Raw genomic sequence first — 15,964 nt, 5'->3', positions numbered from 1 at the left:
AGCTGTTCGACACGCTTGCGAACAGACTTTAGTTGCTGGGCAGTTCCAGTTTGAGGACTTGACCAACAGACACGGCGCGAGTGTGGGTTTCTACCACGACAGCACCTTTATATCGAGGGTCGTAGCATCCAACCCAAGCGGCTGCGTGACATTCATGCACTAAATAGGCATACAACCAAATTGGACCTTTGTCTTCAATGACAATTCCCTGACTGAAATCAATGCCAGATGGAAGCTTTAATCCCTTTAGGTCTTCTGGCTCAATGATGCGGTCATCATTAGTAATCTGGACGCGGAGGTGTTGGTAAGGAAGCCCATCTTGAGTCTGATGGGAACGATGGTTTAACTGAATGGCGTTCATCTAGTCTGGCAAAAGCTATCTGTAGTGGTTCCAAGTTTGTTGGATATGCAGAGCTATCTTTTCCCGTAAGTCCCAAGGCAACAGGACTTCTATTTCTGGACCCAAAGCTCGCAATCGCCTGATGACGTGGTAGTCTGTAACGCGGTATTTGGCTTGGTAGTAGGCATCGGTGGGAGAGCGAGACTGGAGAATTTCTAAAAGAGCTTGTCGCTGTTCTGGGTTTTGGGTGTGCTGTTTGATTAGGCTGGCTGCTTGCTGGTAGTCAACGGGTTCAAAGGTGTGATGAAGGAAAGTTCCTCGGATATAGCGATCGTGAAATTTTTGGTTAAAGCGCAGTAGCATCAGGGCTGATGGTTTGTAGAAGTCAAAACCCCAAGCTTGTTTTAGCTTCGTCTGGACTGTCTTTTGGGTTGGTAGTTGCCCGTCTTCGTATTTCTCCCGCAATAACTGAGGTACACGCAGGTCTTCCCAGTTCAATGAGACTAGGCGTTTTGAGCAAATGCGATCGAGGCGATAATTGTGCCAGTTGATTTCACTGTGGGGAGTGCTGCCATAGGCACACAGGTATTTTGCCCGTTCCATGTAATAGATGCAGACGGGATAGATAACGCACTCTTTGACTAAACCTAAATGAGCGCTGTGATAGGTCAGCAGCAGAGGCTGAATTTGTCCGGAGTCCCAAATTTCCTGCAATTCACCCTGGATCTGATCGACATCATCTTGCTTTTGAGTAGACTCTGGCACCAAGTAGTCAACGTACAAAAAGACGCGACGAGTATCTTCGTGGGGCTGTTCAAAGATTTGCTCGGCTAATAGAGGTATATTGGGGTCGAGAAACCCAAGCATTTCCAGTGTTTCAGCTACATAAACCTGTTCTTTGGTTGTTAGGCTGCCTTCGGACTCAAGGTTTTCTAGTTTATGGGAAATGGGCAATACTTCCACTCGACGGTAGTGCTTGCTCCTGCCAGTCTGGCTAGGTACTTGTTGGAGCCAGCCCCAACTAACGAGTAAGTCGAGGTCACTCTGAAGGGATTTGCGGACTTGGGCAAATAGCCGTTCTTGCAGGAAATTCTTCAAGTCAGAGTCGGAGATAGGGATTTGTTTTTGCAAAGACTGTTGCCATTCATCCACAGGTATATCTAGCTCATAGAGCCATTGTCTGGTTGTTTTAGTACAGGCGCAGTTGGGGTCTTGATGGCTGAAAACGTCTTCCCGCTTTTCATCCTGGTGAGTTTTGCTGAAGAAAGCCTGATGCCAATCGGCATAGGTGAAGCTGTCTGGCAGAGCTGTGTATCCTTTATCGCCGTAGAGCCAGCGTAGCAAAGCCCATAGCCTGACAGCGCGGGTGAGATGGTGATTTTGTTCTAAAAGTCCTTTGGCTAACTGTTGTAAGAGCTTGGGGTGCGGGGGATTGCGAAAGAGTACATCCGCCATCGGTTCGTGAATCTAAGGTGTGCCTTATAGCGTATCAAGCATCGGAAGGGGGTATTTCCGATGGTGTGCCATATTAAGGTGGGAATTGCAGGAGATGGATAAATTCACCGCCTGTAGCCAGAGGTGAGCGATCGCCTGCTCGATTGACAAAGGTTCTCAATTGTTAGTCAGACTTTTGGGAAAAATTCAAATGTTGATTTCGGCCATTGGTACACTTTGTCCAATTTCGGGAACTTTAAAGATGGGCTGATTGAAATTTGTCAGTTAAGGAGGAGCGATTACCTGCGGTAGCGCTAAAGCGATTGCATTTCCCAGAGCAGCACAAATCTCATACATACTTTAAACGCCAGCAAATATGAACATATCTGAGTTTGATAAGCACAAAGTCGATCACCTCTTTTTGCTCATTGGTGAAAATCCGTTGCCTAATTATGTAGCCGCCAGACTCTTGTTAAACAAGGGAGGTACGCCCTATTTGGTGTATACAACGGGTACAAAAGATACAGCAGAACGTTTGCAAACAATATTGAGTAACGAACCAATTGGCTTAAAGACGGCTCAACTTGTGCCACTTAATGATTACGAATCCGATGCTTATCACATTAAAGAGGCGATTCGTCCAAAACTAGAAGCTATCAAAGTGGGAAAAATTGGATTGAATTACACGGGTGGTACCAAGGCAATGGCTGTACACGCTTACAGAGCCGTTTTCAGCAAAGAGCATCCCGACACTGTTTTTAGTTATCTCGATCCCCGCAAGTTAGAGATGTGCATAGATAGCGATAACACTCCCATCGAACCAATCAAAATAAAATCAGAATTGCTGGAAGTAAAACTTGTTAAACTTTTCCAAGTTCACGGTTTACAGTTGAAAAGTAATCCTACACAAGAAGTTCAATTGCCCGAATTAGCAGCAGCACTTGCCAATCTCTTTAAGGATGAAGATAAAGCCAAGCAGTGGTTTGATTGGTACTTCAATATTTTCTGTGAAGAAGGTCGGAAGAAGAAAAATGGAAATTGGGATGATTGGAAAAGCAAAACCAACTTAGCTGCGTTATCGATATCAGTCGAAAAATTACCGCCAGAAGTGGAGACTGAGTTTAAGCAAGAAAATTTGATGGGTTCAGATAGCAAACTCTCGTTGCAAGCAGTACAGCAATTAAAAAACATAAAACAAGAGCCTGTTTTTAAAGAAATCAAGGATTTTTGTAAATACCTAGATGGTTTGTGGTTAGAGCATCATGTTTTGAAACAAGTCAAAAATATTGCTGATAAAAACTATATCAAAGACTACGGACTTAATTTTAAAGTGCCTCTCCCAGGAACTCAACAGGGATTTGAATTCGATGTTGCGTTTACGAGAGGTTATCAGCTTTTTGCTATTTCAGTCTCAACAACGAGCAAAAGAGAATTATGTAAACTTAAGCTGTTTGAGGCTTACTTACGGGCGCGGCAACTGGGCGGCGATGAAGCGAGAGTTGCTTTAATTTGTTGTACTAACGAACCAGATACACTCAAAGCTGAGATGGCATTACTGGACGACAAAAAGATTGCCGTTTTTGGACGAAATGACCTAATGAATTTGTCTATCAAGATGGAAGAATGGATTAAAGAAAACGATAAGAACGCAAAATGAAAAACTTTACTGTAAGCGTACTAGATACAACAGGAATTCAACCTTACATTTTCGGGAGTAACCGCCTACGCGAAAACATTGGTGCATCTTACCTAGTTTCTCAGGCAACAGATAACTGGGCAAGAGAGGCTTTAGAGAAGTTGAAAACAGATATTAAGCAAGAAGTTTATACCTTCAATCCTGAAAAACCTGAAAAACATCTACCAGATGCAAAACCGCGTATCGAAGATGATGGACTAGCTGCTGAGTTAATTTATGCAGGTGGCGGTAATACAGTATTGCTTTTTTCAGACAAGCAATATGCTCTGCAATTTACTCAGATTTTGAGTAAGCGAATCTTAGAAGAAGCACCGGGTATCAATCTTGTCACAGTCCATAAAGAGTTTGATTGGGATAATCAATCTCTGTATGAGGTAGTTCAGGATTTGATGAAAAATGACTTGGATACCAAAAAGCGAAGCAGGATACCCTCTGCACCATTGCTAGGTTTAGGTGTAACAGCAACTTGCAGATCGACTCAATTAGTTGCTGTAGGGATGAGCGAGAAATTTGAAGATGATGAACCTTATCTAATTTCTAGAGAAATCCAGAAAAAACTGGATGCGGTTCGTTTTGCAAATCGTCAACTTAGAGAAAGATTATTCAACACGAGTTCCGAAATTTATGAATTTCCCCTAAGAACTGACTATATGGGTCGTTCAACAGGAGATTCTAGCTATGTTGCTGTGATTCATGCTGATGGCAATGGCATGGGCAAACGGTTTCAAAGTTTTGGCAAAGGTAAATGCAATCGGGATTACATTATCGATATGCGTAAACTTTCCCATAGCGTTAATCAGGCTGGTATTACAGCACTCAAAAAAGTGATAGAGATACTGATTAAATCTATTGAGTTAGATAAAGATGGGAAGAGAAAGGTCAAAGGTCAGTTTGAAATCAAAGACAATTACTTACCATTTCGTCCTCTTGTTTATGGCGGTGATGATGTGACCTTCGTTTGTGATGGGCGCTTAGGGCTGGAATTGGCGACAATCTACCTTGAAGAACTGGAGAAGCAGCCAATTGCAGACGGTAAACCTATTAAAGCCTGTGCTGGAATTTGTGTTGTTAAAACTCACTACCCTTTTGCACGAGCTTATGAACTTAGCGAAGACTTATGTCGTAAAGCAAAAAACTTTGTTACAGATGAAATTAAAAAATTTGCAAAGCAAGATTTCTCAGCTTTAGATTGGCATTTGGCAGCAAGTGGATTAATCGGGTCAATTTCTGAAATTCGTCAGCGCGAGTATCAAGTACAGGCAGGTAGTTTAGCAATGCGTCCTATCAGTTTGAAAAATGAACGTGATAGTGACTGGCGTACTTGGAAAGGTTTCACAAAAGTAGTCCAGTACTTTAATGAAGATGATGACTGGAAAGGCCGTCGTAATAAGGTTCTTGCCTTACGGGAAGTCCTGCGTCAAGGTATTAAAGCAACTCAAGAGTTTCTGAGAAATTACAGGCTAGAACAACTGCCAACTTTTCCAGAATCTACTGGTCGTAGTGATAACTTAGCCAAAGATGGTTGGCTAGATGGCTTTTGTGGTTACTTTGATGCTATTGAAGCAATGGAATTTTATATCTCATTGAAGGAAGAATTAGATGCCGATTTGCCGACTGAAATACAAACTAAAAATCAAACTGTTGAGTGATACCACCTTTGGACGTGGGGATGGAGTAGCGGGTTTAATCGACCAAGAAGTAGAGCATGATATTTATGGGTTTCCCTACTTACGAGGACGCACTCTTAAGGGATTGCTTAGTGAAGAATGCGATAACTTAATCGCTGTACTTTCTCATCATAGACGGGATTGGGATGAGGTTGCTTGTAACTTGTTCGGTACACTTGGTAGCACTCTTGGAACAATGGCAGCAGTTCATGTGGGAGATGCTTGTTTACCAGATGACTTGCATCAAGCCGTTGCCTTCCAGATTCAGGATGAAATTTTAACAAAAACAGAGGTACTTGATTCGCTGACAACTATCCGTCGTCAGACTGCAATAGACCCACAATCTGGTACATCGGATGAGGGAAGTTTGCGTTCATATCGTGTTGTTTTGCGTGACCTTTGTTTCACTGCTGACTTAATTTTTGAGAAAATTCCAAATGATGAAATGCTGTCGCTTTTAGCTGTTGGCGCTATGGCACTCCGACGCTTGGGTAGTGGACGTAATCGAGGTCGAGGTCACGTTCAATGTACGCTACACGATTCAAAATGGGATGACATTACCTATCAACATCTCAACCATTTTGGAAAAGAAATTAAGGAAAAAGTTGCATGAAAGCAATTATTTTGACATTAGAAACTCAGCAACCAATTCTCGCTACTTCATTTCAAGGCGATCCAAACAGTGATGTGTCATATCCTTATATTCCTGGCAGTATGATTCGTGGTGCCATTATTGGGCGTTATATGAGGCAGCGTCACTTGTCAGAACTTGATTTAACCAATGATGAAGTGAAGCGACTTTTCTTTGATGCCCAAAGTACTCGTTACTTGAATGCGTATCTTTTGAGTCAAAAAAATCAACGTACTCTTCCTCTACCTTTGTCTTGGTTCAAGGATAAGGATGCAGAACTTACTGATAATTTACCTATAACTGTATATGATTTCAGTATTAATAAAGGAGAAGAGCCAGAAACGCCAAAGTCTGTTGGTGAATACTTCTGGGCAAAGGAAGGAGGAATAGTAAAGTTATACAAAGAAAAGCGACGGATTAATATTCATAATTTTCGCGATCGCAAAAAAGGACGTTCTACAGATAACCAAGGTGAACTCTTCCGCTACGATGCCTTAGATGCAGGACAAACCTTTCAATCTATCATCCTGTGTGAAGATGACAATGTAGAAGCAATTCATAACTTATTAGCAGAACCAAACTTCTGGTTAGGAGGTTCTCAAAGTGCTGGATACGGACATACTAAAATTAGCGTAACAAAACCATCTAGTGATAATTGTAACGAAATAGGAATTGCAGCAGACGACCGAGAAAATGATGAAATTTTGAGTGTTACACTTCTCAGCGATACGCTTTTAAGAAACAAACAAGGTCAACCTGTAGCCGATCCAGCTTTGATTAAACAAGCAATTGAGGATGTTTTAAATATAACCTTACCTCAACCTAAACCGGGAGGTATTTTTATTAGCAGTACTCTAATAGGTGGCTTTAACCGCAAATGGGGATTGCCTTTACCTCAAGTTCCAGCCTTAGCAGCAGGGAGTGTGATTGTTTTTGAAAGTGAAGATATTGAAATTACTTCAGAACAAATTCAGCGACTTGAAATTTGCGGAATTGGAGAGAGAAGAGAAGATGGTTTTGGGCGAATTGCTGTAAATTGGCTAGAAAATGAATATATTCAAGTAATTTTACCAAAGTTATCTAGTACCTCTAGCCTACCTCCATTAAGAAGCGAAGAATCGCGGATTGTGGCTGAACAGATGGCACAAAGACTGTTGGAACAAAAGCTAGAACAATATCTTCAAAAACAGGTTGGATATTTAAGTTTGGATGAAGGCATCAGTAACAGCCAATTGTCACGACTACAATCTGTTGCACGACAAGCACTTCTTAACAGAGATTGTAATTTAGTTATCTCGCTGCTAAATAACTTACCATCAAATGCCCGTAATCAGTTTGAACGGACGAAAATTGGTAATGAAAATCCTAAAAAGTCTTTTAAGCAACAACTTGATGAGTGGTTGCTTAACCCGACAGATTGGATTAAGGGCATAGAAGTCAAAATTGCTGATGTAGAGCGCAAATTTGATGACGCTCGCGCCCAACAGAATAAGCTAGCTGAAAAATACACACTACGGCTAATTATGGCAGTGGCGAAGAAAGCAACTAAGGAGAACAATAATGAGTCTTGAACGCCTGAACCGCCACCAACGCCCTATTGCTAAACGCATTATTGTACGAGGCACATTAATTTTAGATACTCCTACTTGTCTGGGAATTGGTGATGCAGATAGTCCAACTGATTTAGCATTACTCAGAGATAGTATTAGTGACCATGCTCTTTTAACAGGTTCATCCATTGCAGGTGCTTTGCGAAATTACTTACGTGAGTATGAGCATGGGTATGTGACAGGTGAACAAGAGTGCGATCGCGCTACTGTCTTATTTGGTGGAACCCGCCGTGCTGATGATGGTGAACAAAGTCCATTAATTGTGAATGATGCCATCAGCAGCAAGATACCGAGTGTGGAATTGAGAGATGGAGTAGAAATTGAAGGAACAACGGGTACAGCAAAAAAAGGTCAGAAATACGACTTAGAGCTATTAGCTGCCGGAACTGAATTTCCTCTCTACTTTGAGCTACTGGTAGAGCATAAAAAAGACGAAACAGAACAACGAAATTATGAAGATAGGTTAGTCAAATCACTAGTGTTAGCATTACGAGGCTTAGAGGTTGGTGAAATTGGCATTGGCATGAAAAAGCGACGAGGTTTTGGTCGCTGTAAAGTGAAAGCGTGGCAAGTCTGGGAATTCGACCTCACTCAAGATGATAAAAGATTAGAATGGCTGCTGTTTGAGCATTGGTGTACAGAATTATCGCCAGAACACGAAACTTATTCATCAATTGCTACTGCTCTTGGGGTGTCTTTGGATGAAGAGGAAGATAAACGCGATCGCTTCTCCATCCAAGCTACCTTTAAACTAGCAAGTCCTTTACTCATTCGCTCTGGTCAAGACTCTACTGGTTGCGCCCCTGATGTTGTACATTTGCGATCGCATCGAGACGGTGAACTCAAACCTGTGCTGTCTGGTACTAGCTTGGCAGGAGTTTTGCGGCATCAGGCCGAGCGTATTGTCAACACTTTGGGGAAACACCAGGCAATTGTCAAGGAGTTATTCGGCTTTGTGGAAGAAAACAGCAAACAAGCAAAAGCAAGCCGCCTAGTGGTACACGAGAGTGTAATCGAAAATACGGCTGACTTGGTGCAAAATCGAATCGCCATTGACCGCTTTACTGGTGGCGCGTACCACGGGGCCTTGTTCAGCGAACAGCCGATATTTGGTAGTGATGAAACCCGCCTAACTTTGGAACTAGAGTTGCGTCAGCCAAAGAAGGCTGAGATTGGTTTGCTACTCCTATTGCTTAAAGACTTGTGGACAAGTGACTTACCTGTAGGCGGTGAAAGCAGTATCGGACGGGGACGGTTGCAAGGACTCGAAGCAACAATGATTCAACAGATTCCAGGAGAAGCAACGCAAACTTGGACAATCTCCCTCTTGGGAGATTGTCTCCAGGTGAGTGATGTCAGCGCTTTAGAAGCATTTGTCAGTGATTTCTCTGGAGAGGTGGCAGCATGAGCGAACTGTTATGCCAGAAGCTTTCTGTTGATGGGGTTATAGACGATGGAACACTTGTTTCTTGGTTGAAGGAGCAAGCAAGAAACTGGAAACTCAACTATCTGCTAGCTCATGCTGAGGACGGCGTAATTTGGGGTCGCTTCGATAACGATCATTTAACTACAGCTGAAAAGATATTTTACAAGCCTGAGTTTAAGGTAGATTTTCCGACACTACGACTACTTACTCTTCAGCAATGCCGTGTCTTTGGTCAAAACGGTGAGGTATTACTTTGGCGGGCTGGGGAGACATTGCGATCGCGTCTAGTCCAAGATAATCCAAACACAGACAAAATCCTAGAAAGACAGATTCTTTGGGGAACTCATGGGGAGAAGCGAGATAACTTCACCTTACTTTGGGACGGTTCGCAGGGACTCAAGCACGCCGTGCCATTTATCGATATTCCCTTGGACGAGCGTAATCGGCTGATTAACCCAGTGCGCTTGATTGCACATCAATACATTGACTATGACGATTCAGGGGTAGCTCGTATTCACCTCAGTCGTCTTGTAAACCTTACTACCGAGAAGGAACCAAGTAATGCTCCCAAAACACCTCAAAAAAGTACCGGAAGACCGTAAGGCAATCGCACCTTACAATTTTGTAGAATTACCTGACAAAGTAGTTCCAGCAGAACCTTTCCACGATTGTAATTGCTACAACCTGAACCGTCACACTGGCAAAATTAAATGTACGCTGACTACTGAATCACCACTCTATACTCGTTGTGGGCTAACGCCAGATAATTTTACCAAGTTTGGTGATACGCCAAATGAAGAACTTCAACCAGAAGAACGCTTAAAAAGAGCTGAATTTTTTAGCAATCCCGCCAACCATAAACCTACTATTCCTGGTAGTAGCTTACGCGGGATGCTGCGTACCTTAGTTGAAATTGTTAGTTTTGGCAAAATCGAGCGGGTATCTAACCAGCAACATTTTTTCTTCCGTGCTGTTGCAGCCAACCCGAAATCTGACTCCTTGGGAGGGGAATACAAAAGTCTTCTTAAAAAAATCAAAGCGGGTTACTTGATTAAACAAAACAGTAGTTGGTATATCCGTCCTGCTCAGGCTATTGATGGTTCTCCATTTATCTGGGTCAAAGAGCGAGATTTATCAAGGATTCGCACTCTCGTCACCATGAATCAATCGGGTTATCGTCCCCAGCATATAAATGTTAGTTTCGGAGAAACCTACCCAAAACCCCCTCGTCGATTTACCAGAACAGTTAGTAATAATCTTAGTTTGTATCCACGTCAAGGGGTATTAGTTACTAGCGGCAATATGCTAGAAGCTTCAGATAATCCTGAGAACCTACACCGCAGAAACCACTGCATTGTTGCAACTATTGATGAAAGCGCTGCTTTACTAAAGATTAATGATGAAGCAATTCAACATTATTGCAGCGCACTTACTGATTTTCAGAAGCAGGAGCCGTTTCACAAAAAAATGGGAGCTTTACAGGAAGATGGACGCCCCATTTTCTATTGCGATCCTCAAGACGGTCAAATAGAGGTAACGCTATTCGGTCACAGCCCAAACTTTCGTATTCCTTATTCTCCTAATCATGACGGGTGTGCTGCTTCAGCCGTTGATTTCATTCCAAAAGATTTGGGGACATCTGCTACTGTTGACATTGCAGATGCTATTTTCGGCTTTGTCAGAAACGAAAAGCGTGAAAAAGACCAAGCTCTTGCAGGACGAGTCTTTATCAGTGATGCTATTTGTGAAAAAGCAGCTAGTGAGGATATCTGGCTTACTGGCAGTCGGGAAAGAACAATTACGCCACAAATTCTTTCTACACCTAAACCTACAACCTTCCAGCACTACTTGGTTCAAACTGACCCTGAAGCTAGAAAGCGCGAATTAAAACACTACGCCAATAAGCCAGAAAAGGAAACGGTCATTCGAGGACATAAGCTCTACTGGCACAAGGGACGTTCACCTTCAATTGTTCTTGATAATCCTGAAGCTTCAGAAAGCCAAACAACTCAGATTAAGCCTATTAAACCTGGAGTCTCTTTTACATTCACTATCGATTTTGAGAGTTTTAGTAATGTGGAGCTTGGTGCAATCCTTTGGGTGCTGAATCATGCCAACAATTACCAAGATGAAAAGTACCGTCTCTCGCTCGGCATGGGTAAACCACTGGGGATGGGTGCAGTTAAGATTACTCATCAGCTAAATCTGAGTGATCGCAAACAGCGATACACAAAGCTATTTAAGGACAATAACTGGGAAATTGGAGAAACATCTGATTCTGTTGATACTCACAGCAAGTGTGTCAAAGCCTTTGAAAACCACATACTCGACCATATCAGTGAAGCAGACCAGCCGACTACAGGTAAAGCCACAGGCTTAGAAGAAGTACCGCGTATCAAGATGCTCCTAGCAATGCTGAGTTGGTCCGGTTTATCAGATATTGAGCGTACAACGCGATATATGGAAATTGAACGCGATCGAGAGCCAAAACTTGAACCTGATGGAAAGGAGTACAAAGAGCGTCGCGTCTTACCTAGTCCTTTACAAGTGATGGAATGGGAAGATAACCGGAAGGTCAATAATTCTACTCCGCCGCAGCCAGGTACAAATGTGGGTAAGCCTATTTTGAAAAAATCCACACAGTCTAATCACCCAATACAAAAAGGAAAGCGAGAGGATAAGGGTGGTGGCAATTCAGTTTTTGCCAGACCTCCAAAACCACCAAAGCGTTAGTGTTCGTGAATTCCTAATTGTAGAAGTAGATGAGGGTTAATATATGGCTTTCAGTAGTTATAAGAGTATCGGTGCCGTTGTCAAAGAATTCCAGACTAAATATACCGAAGCAGATTTCATCGGTGAAATAGAATTTAACATCCCCAACTACTTCCGAGAAGACTTACAAACCGTCATGCGAGAAGGAGTCGTTGATAACTCAGAATTTGCCATTTGTGAAAACTTAATTTATCCCGTCTTGAAAGAAGTCTGGAAGTGCTATCGCAGCAAGTTCCTCTTGTGGAGTCACGAGTCCCTCACCTATGATGAAAATCTTTCAGGATTTCCCGAATATACCTTGGCGAAACGCTCTCCATTGGGAAAGGTTGTCTTTGATAAGCCGTATTTACTTTTAGTGGAAGCCAAGCAAGATAAGTTTGAAGAAGGGTGGGGACAGTGCCTCGCCGAAATGATTGCCGCCCAGCGACTGAATGAAGACCCACAAATGACAGTTTTCGGTATTGTTTCTAACGGAGATCGCTGGCAATTCGGCAAGCTAGAAGCCGATACGTATACCAGAAATATCACCCTTTACAGCATTCAGGAGCTAGATAAACTCTTTGCAGCTGTTAACTATGTTTTCCGGCAGTGCGAATTGCAGCTTGATGAGAAGGTTGCAGCTTAACCCTCACTCTTAAGGGCATAGATATTACGAAAAATCTCCCTTCCCTTGTCTCCCTATTTCCTTGCCCACCCTCTCACTGCTTGACGGATAGCTCGTCTCCCTTGAGGACGGTATTGTTCAATGAGTGCAGGAAGCTCTTGAACGGGAAGAGTAGGAAATATATAGCTCGTTTTTACTTCTATGTATTCCTCATTCTGTAATTGGTAAATTTTCAGTTCATCAGAGTCGTAACACCAAGTTTCGGGTACACCTAAACGAGCATAAATAGAAAAGCGACTTAGAGATTTGCTTGTCACATCGATTTCTAAAGCTAAGTCTGGAGGTGGGTCTTGATTGAGATCATATTCTAACTTGCCTCGAATTTTTGGCTCATTTTGGAAATAAAAACAGTTGTCCGGTTCTACTCCAGCCTTCTTAATTTCTCGCTTCCACGTTGTTGAACTTAAACTTTCGTAGTCTCGGTCTAAAACTTCTGCAATATCTTTTATGGCATCCCCAAACGCTTCTTTATAATATTCATGTTCGGGTAAAGGGGTCATAATTTCTAACGTTCCATCATCATAGGCAATTCTAGCAGCACGGCTTTCGCCCAAATCAACTAATAAATTTTCAAATTGTTGCCAACTAATGTTGTGTAAGACAACTCGGTCAGCGCGACGTTGAGTAAGCAACATAATTTTTATAGAACAGGAAAGAAAGCTAATTTTATTGTATGTATGACTATCGCTCAATACTTTCATGACCTAACTGGATTCCCTCCACGCCAATTCCAGCAACAAGCGATCGCACACCTTCTCAACCGCCAAGATGTCCTCCTCCGCGCCCCTACGGGGTCAGGCAAAACCGAAACCGCGATCGCTCCTTTCCTCTTCGCCAAAACCTTACAGCGCGACTTCCCCAACAAGCTGATTTACGTCGTCCCCTTGAGAACCCTCGCCAACAGCTTACGCCAGCGGGCAGAAACCTTAGCGAAAACCTGGGAAACCTTCGCTCCTCCCTCTCGCCCTCTGGTGGTGACGCTGCAAACTGGAGAGAGCCCAGAAGATCCTAGATTTGAGGGTGATATCGTATTCTGCACCATCGACCAGATGTTAAGCAGCTTCCTGAATATCCCCTACTCAGTCGGTCGAGGTTCCGCCAATGTCAACGCCGGAGCGATTTTTGCTTCCTATCTCGTTTTTGACGAATTGCACTTACTCGACCCAGACCGTTCATTTGGCACCGTCCTCAAAGTTTTACAACAGGTCAAGGGCATTTCACCGTTTCTGTTGATGACCGCCACGTTAACTGATGAACTTGCCGCCCAGATTAAACGGGTAATTGATGATGGAAATTGTTCGGGTTGAAGACACCGATTTACAAGATATTGAAGGAAACCGCTGTCGGACGTTTCGAGCTGTATCTGAACCCCTGACAGCTCAAACTATCCTCAACGATATTCAATACCATCAACGTCAGCGAGTTATTATTATTTGCAATACAGTCTCTCAAGCTCAGGGATTGTTTAGAGATTTAGAGGAACTGAATTCTGATAGCGAGTTAACTGTTACCCTGCTACACTCCCGATTTTTACCTGAAGATAGAGCGAAAAAAGAAGCTTATTTGAAGGAAACCTTCGCTCAAAATTGGCAACAGCAAGAGGATAACACTTGTCACATTCTGATTTCTACGCAGGTGATTGAAGCGGGATTAAATATTACTTGCGAAGTGATGCACACGCATCTATGTCCAATGAATTCCCTACTGCAACGGGCAGGACGCTGTGCTAGATTTCAGGGCGAACAGGGTGAAGTTTACATCTATCGCTCGTTTCAGGTTAACCCAGTCAATGCTGAATTGGTTGAAGCTGATTTGGAGGATGTGCCGGAAGAACCAAACCAAAAGAAACAAAATTTCTTACCCTATACCAACGAGATTTGTGAATTAACTTGGGAAGTGTTACAAGAGCATACAGCTTCCGAGCAAGTTGATGAAAATGTTGGCTTTCGGATAGAAGAACAGTGGATTAACACGGTTCACACAGAAGAAACACTGCTGCAACACCAGCGTAGAGCAAATAATCAGATGAACTTTGAGCAGCAGTTTAATGCTGCTTTTTTCCAAGGGCAGCAGTCAGTAGCTAATGAGTTAATTCGGTTAGTCGATGCGCGAAGCGTGTTTGTCTGGGAAGAACCTATCTTTTTAGATGATGAGCCGATTGACCCCAAGAAGTTATTAGCCTTCTCCATCCCGATTTCTACCCTATGTAAAGTTTGGCAAGATGTCAAAAATCTCGGATACGAGATTGACTGGATGTTTAAGCGAATTGAAAACCCAAAAGATAGATACATTGAAACATACAGTCAGCCTAATTGCATTGCAATTACCTCTCGCGAATCTCTGATTGCTAGTGTCAGAATTTTAGTCAATCCTCGCTACGTTCACTACGATGAGCAAATTGGTTTATTAATTAGTCCCAATGTTGTGGGAAACCGCTTCGCTTCACCCGACAAGCCGAAGCGAACTCATCAAAGTGAGTACAGTTATCGCATGGATACCTATGTGGGACACTTGGTTTTGATGTGGAAGTGCTGGCGCGAGGCGTTCCCTGCTACGCTCAAAAGAAATGGTGAATTAGTCGAGACTCAAATATGCAGTGTGCGGGATGAACTTTTGCAAGCGGGCGGGGAGTTTATCCGAACTAAAGTTTTTCCCAACGCAGCGGAGAATGAGGCAAAGGCTCTATTTGAGTATCTGGTCTTTTTTGCTGTTTTGACCCACGATCTGGGTAAACTTCAGGTGAAGTGGCAAGAGGTAATGCGGGGGTGGCAAGCGATCGCATATTCCTCATTTAAAAGCAAAAATCCGCGATCGCATCTTTTGGCACATACAGACTACAACCCAGAAGACAAGGAACAACGAGACAGATTCAAGGCATACGAAAAGAAACATAAGCGTCCTAACCATGCTGTAGAGAGTGCGTTTCTGTCGCGGGAAATTCTGAAAACTTCCCTGTTACCTTTGCTGCGCGATCGCTTTAATGCCGACTCTGAGCAAATTAGCTGCATTCTCCATGCTGTAATTATGGCCGCGGGTCGTCACCACTCGGCATGGGCGGGTGGATGGAAAATGGGGGATGTGGCGAAGGTGGGGAAGATTCAATTGCATCCAGGGGCAAAAGACGCGATCGCTTCTAGTTGGCGTAACCTTGCTCGGTTTTTGCCTAAAACTTTACCGCTGCAAGCTGCCAATCTGAGTCGGGAACTCTACGCTGTCACTAAAGAGTTTGACTTGAATCGGTTTGATACCGCTCAAATTGAATATCTGCAATTGTACTCGCTGGTGGTTCGAGCCTTGCGGCTGTGCGACCAGCGCTCGGTTCAATTGCCCGATGTAAAATATAACCTGCCTATTAGTCGGGAGCATTAGTCCTATCTTCCGGCAGGGATTAAATAAATTGAAAGTGTAATCGGGGCTATGAAATTCTATATTAAGAACTGTTTTAGCCTCCTTACGAGGGTTTTGTTCGTGGAAACTCAACCCGGAATTGCGGATTGATGGGAATTAAACAATATTTAAGTCGCCTTTCGGGGATTATGTTGGCAGAAACCTTATTTATGCTGATGAGCGCGGTATACCGCGCTCATCGGCTTGCTGAAAAAATAGTTGTACCTGAGGTTTAAAACTGTTTCAGTCCCCTTTCGGGGATTATGTTGGCGGAAAGCTGGCGCTTCAGTGTATTAATGAAAATCGGCATGTTTCAGTCCCCTTGCGGGGATTATGT

14 protein-coding genes and 1 CRISPR repeat array (1 of these 15 cut by a window edge) are annotated in these 15,964 nt (G+C 43.1%); of the genes, 10 read left to right on the top strand and 4 right to left on the bottom strand.

The window, feature by feature from the left end; all coding sequences use genetic code 11:
- Positions 1 to 28 precede the first annotated feature (28 nt).
- The 3 genes from crn3 to H6F74_RS30795 are packed head-to-tail and all read right to left on the bottom strand — an operon-like array spanning position 29 to position 1,945.
- Positions 29 to 361 (bottom strand): CRISPR-associated ring nuclease Crn3/Csx3, encoded by a 333-nt coding sequence (gene crn3 / locus H6F74_RS28525; protein ID WP_190445468.1) that lies wholly within the window; start codon positions 359 to 361, stop codon positions 29 to 31.
- 15 nt (positions 362 to 376) lie between these two features.
- Positions 377 to 1,795 (bottom strand): TIGR03985 family CRISPR-associated protein, encoded by a 1,419-nt coding sequence (locus H6F74_RS28520; RefSeq protein WP_190445467.1) that lies wholly within the window; start codon positions 1,793 to 1,795, stop codon positions 377 to 379.
- 24 nt (positions 1,796 to 1,819) lie between these two features.
- Positions 1,820 to 1,945 (bottom strand): hypothetical protein, encoded by a 126-nt coding sequence (locus H6F74_RS30795; protein WP_277875888.1) that lies wholly within the window; start codon positions 1,943 to 1,945, stop codon positions 1,820 to 1,822.
- Between the two features lie 205 nt (positions 1,946 to 2,150).
- Between H6F74_RS30795 and H6F74_RS28515 the strand changes: the two genes are divergently transcribed.
- The 8 genes from H6F74_RS28515 to H6F74_RS28480 are packed head-to-tail and all read left to right on the top strand — an operon-like array spanning position 2,151 to position 12,201.
- The gene (locus H6F74_RS28515; RefSeq protein WP_190445466.1) at positions 2,151 to 3,431 is read left to right on the top strand and encodes a DUF1887 family protein; all 1,281 of its coding nucleotides are present in this window, start codon (positions 2,151 to 2,153) and stop codon (positions 3,429 to 3,431) included.
- Positions 3,428 to 5,119, top strand: a complete 1,692-nt coding sequence (locus tag H6F74_RS28510; RefSeq protein WP_190445465.1) for a hypothetical protein — start codon at positions 3,428 to 3,430, stop codon at positions 5,117 to 5,119. The genes H6F74_RS28515 and H6F74_RS28510 overlap by 4 nt, the downstream gene beginning before the upstream one ends.
- A complete protein-coding gene (locus tag H6F74_RS28505) occupies positions 5,070 to 5,750 on the top strand; it encodes an RAMP superfamily CRISPR-associated protein (protein ID WP_190445464.1) in 681 nt (226 codons plus the stop codon). The genes H6F74_RS28510 and H6F74_RS28505 overlap by 50 nt, the downstream gene beginning before the upstream one ends.
- Entirely contained in the window at positions 5,747 to 7,339 is a 1,593-nt protein-coding gene (locus tag H6F74_RS28500; RefSeq protein WP_190445463.1) for an RAMP superfamily CRISPR-associated protein, read from the top strand. The genes H6F74_RS28505 and H6F74_RS28500 overlap by 4 nt, the downstream gene beginning before the upstream one ends.
- Entirely contained in the window at positions 7,329 to 8,786 is a 1,458-nt protein-coding gene (locus H6F74_RS28495) for an RAMP superfamily CRISPR-associated protein (RefSeq protein WP_190445462.1), read from the top strand. Before H6F74_RS28500 ends, H6F74_RS28495 begins: the two co-directional genes overlap by 11 nt.
- The gene (gene csx19, locus H6F74_RS28490; protein ID WP_190445461.1) at positions 8,783 to 9,406 is read left to right on the top strand and encodes a CRISPR-associated protein Csx19; all 624 of its coding nucleotides are present in this window, start codon (positions 8,783 to 8,785) and stop codon (positions 9,404 to 9,406) included. The genes H6F74_RS28495 and csx19 overlap by 4 nt, the downstream gene beginning before the upstream one ends.
- Positions 9,366 to 11,537 carry a TIGR03986 family CRISPR-associated RAMP protein gene (locus H6F74_RS28485; protein WP_190445460.1) on the top strand — a complete coding sequence of 724 codons (2,172 nt, stop codon included), beginning with the start codon at positions 9,366 to 9,368 and terminating at the stop codon, positions 11,535 to 11,537. Before csx19 ends, H6F74_RS28485 begins: the two co-directional genes overlap by 41 nt.
- Before the next feature lie 43 nt (positions 11,538 to 11,580).
- The gene (locus tag H6F74_RS28480) at positions 11,581 to 12,201 is read left to right on the top strand and encodes a hypothetical protein (protein WP_190445459.1); all 621 of its coding nucleotides are present in this window, start codon (positions 11,581 to 11,583) and stop codon (positions 12,199 to 12,201) included.
- A 53-nt stretch (positions 12,202 to 12,254) separates the two neighbouring features.
- On the opposite strand, the gene H6F74_RS28475 is transcribed toward H6F74_RS28480, so the two are convergent.
- Positions 12,255 to 12,875 (bottom strand): Uma2 family endonuclease, encoded by a 621-nt coding sequence (locus H6F74_RS28475; protein WP_190445458.1) that lies wholly within the window; start codon positions 12,873 to 12,875, stop codon positions 12,255 to 12,257.
- Positions 12,876 to 12,917: 42 nt separating this feature from the next.
- Between H6F74_RS28475 and H6F74_RS28470 the strand changes: the two genes are divergently transcribed.
- Entirely contained in the window at positions 12,918 to 13,547 is a 630-nt protein-coding gene (locus H6F74_RS28470; protein WP_190445457.1) for a DEAD/DEAH box helicase family protein, read from the top strand.
- Positions 13,525 to 15,609 (top strand): CRISPR-associated helicase Cas3', encoded by a 2,085-nt coding sequence (gene cas3, locus H6F74_RS28465; protein ID WP_199301718.1) that lies wholly within the window; start codon positions 13,525 to 13,527, stop codon positions 15,607 to 15,609. Before H6F74_RS28470 ends, cas3 begins: the two co-directional genes overlap by 23 nt.
- 258 nt (positions 15,610 to 15,867) lie before the next feature.
- A CRISPR array of direct repeats spans positions 15,868 to 15,964; the repeat unit is 37 nt; it runs 2,738 nt beyond the window's last position.

It is taken from the genome of Trichocoleus sp. FACHB-90, assembly GCF_014695505.1.
GTDB classification, from domain to species: domain Bacteria; phylum Cyanobacteriota; class Cyanobacteriia; order Cyanobacteriales; family FACHB-T130; genus Funiculus; species Funiculus sociatus.
Note: the sequence above shows the minus strand (reverse complement) of the source record. Positions and strands in the feature narration are given on the sequence as shown.

Excerpts from the sequence above, each read along its gene's own strand:
- crn3 (WP_190445468.1), bottom strand. The coding sequence starts at position 361 with ATGAACGCCATTCAGTTAAACCATCGTTCCCATCAGACTCAAGATGGG.
- H6F74_RS28520 (WP_190445467.1), bottom strand. The coding sequence starts at position 1,795 with ATGGCGGATGTACTCTTTCGCAATCCCCCGCACCCCAAGCTCTTACAA.
- H6F74_RS28515 (WP_190445466.1), top strand. The coding sequence starts at position 2,151 with ATGAACATATCTGAGTTTGATAAGCACAAAGTCGATCACCTCTTTTTG.
- H6F74_RS28510 (WP_190445465.1), top strand. The coding sequence starts at position 3,428 with ATGAAAAACTTTACTGTAAGCGTACTAGATACAACAGGAATTCAACCT.
- H6F74_RS28505 (WP_190445464.1), top strand. The coding sequence starts at position 5,070 with ATGCCGATTTGCCGACTGAAATACAAACTAAAAATCAAACTGTTGAGT.
- H6F74_RS28500 (WP_190445463.1), top strand. The coding sequence starts at position 5,747 with ATGAAAGCAATTATTTTGACATTAGAAACTCAGCAACCAATTCTCGCT.
- H6F74_RS28495 (WP_190445462.1), top strand. The coding sequence starts at position 7,329 with ATGAGTCTTGAACGCCTGAACCGCCACCAACGCCCTATTGCTAAACGC.
- csx19 (WP_190445461.1), top strand. The coding sequence starts at position 8,783 with ATGAGCGAACTGTTATGCCAGAAGCTTTCTGTTGATGGGGTTATAGAC.
- H6F74_RS28485 (WP_190445460.1), top strand. The coding sequence starts at position 9,366 with ATGCTCCCAAAACACCTCAAAAAAGTACCGGAAGACCGTAAGGCAATC.
- H6F74_RS28480 (WP_190445459.1), top strand. The coding sequence starts at position 11,581 with ATGGCTTTCAGTAGTTATAAGAGTATCGGTGCCGTTGTCAAAGAATTC.
- H6F74_RS28475 (WP_190445458.1), bottom strand. The coding sequence starts at position 12,875 with ATGTTGCTTACTCAACGTCGCGCTGACCGAGTTGTCTTACACAACATT.
- H6F74_RS28470 (WP_190445457.1), top strand. The coding sequence starts at position 12,918 with ATGACTATCGCTCAATACTTTCATGACCTAACTGGATTCCCTCCACGC.
- cas3 (WP_199301718.1), top strand. The coding sequence starts at position 13,525 with ATGATGGAAATTGTTCGGGTTGAAGACACCGATTTACAAGATATTGAA.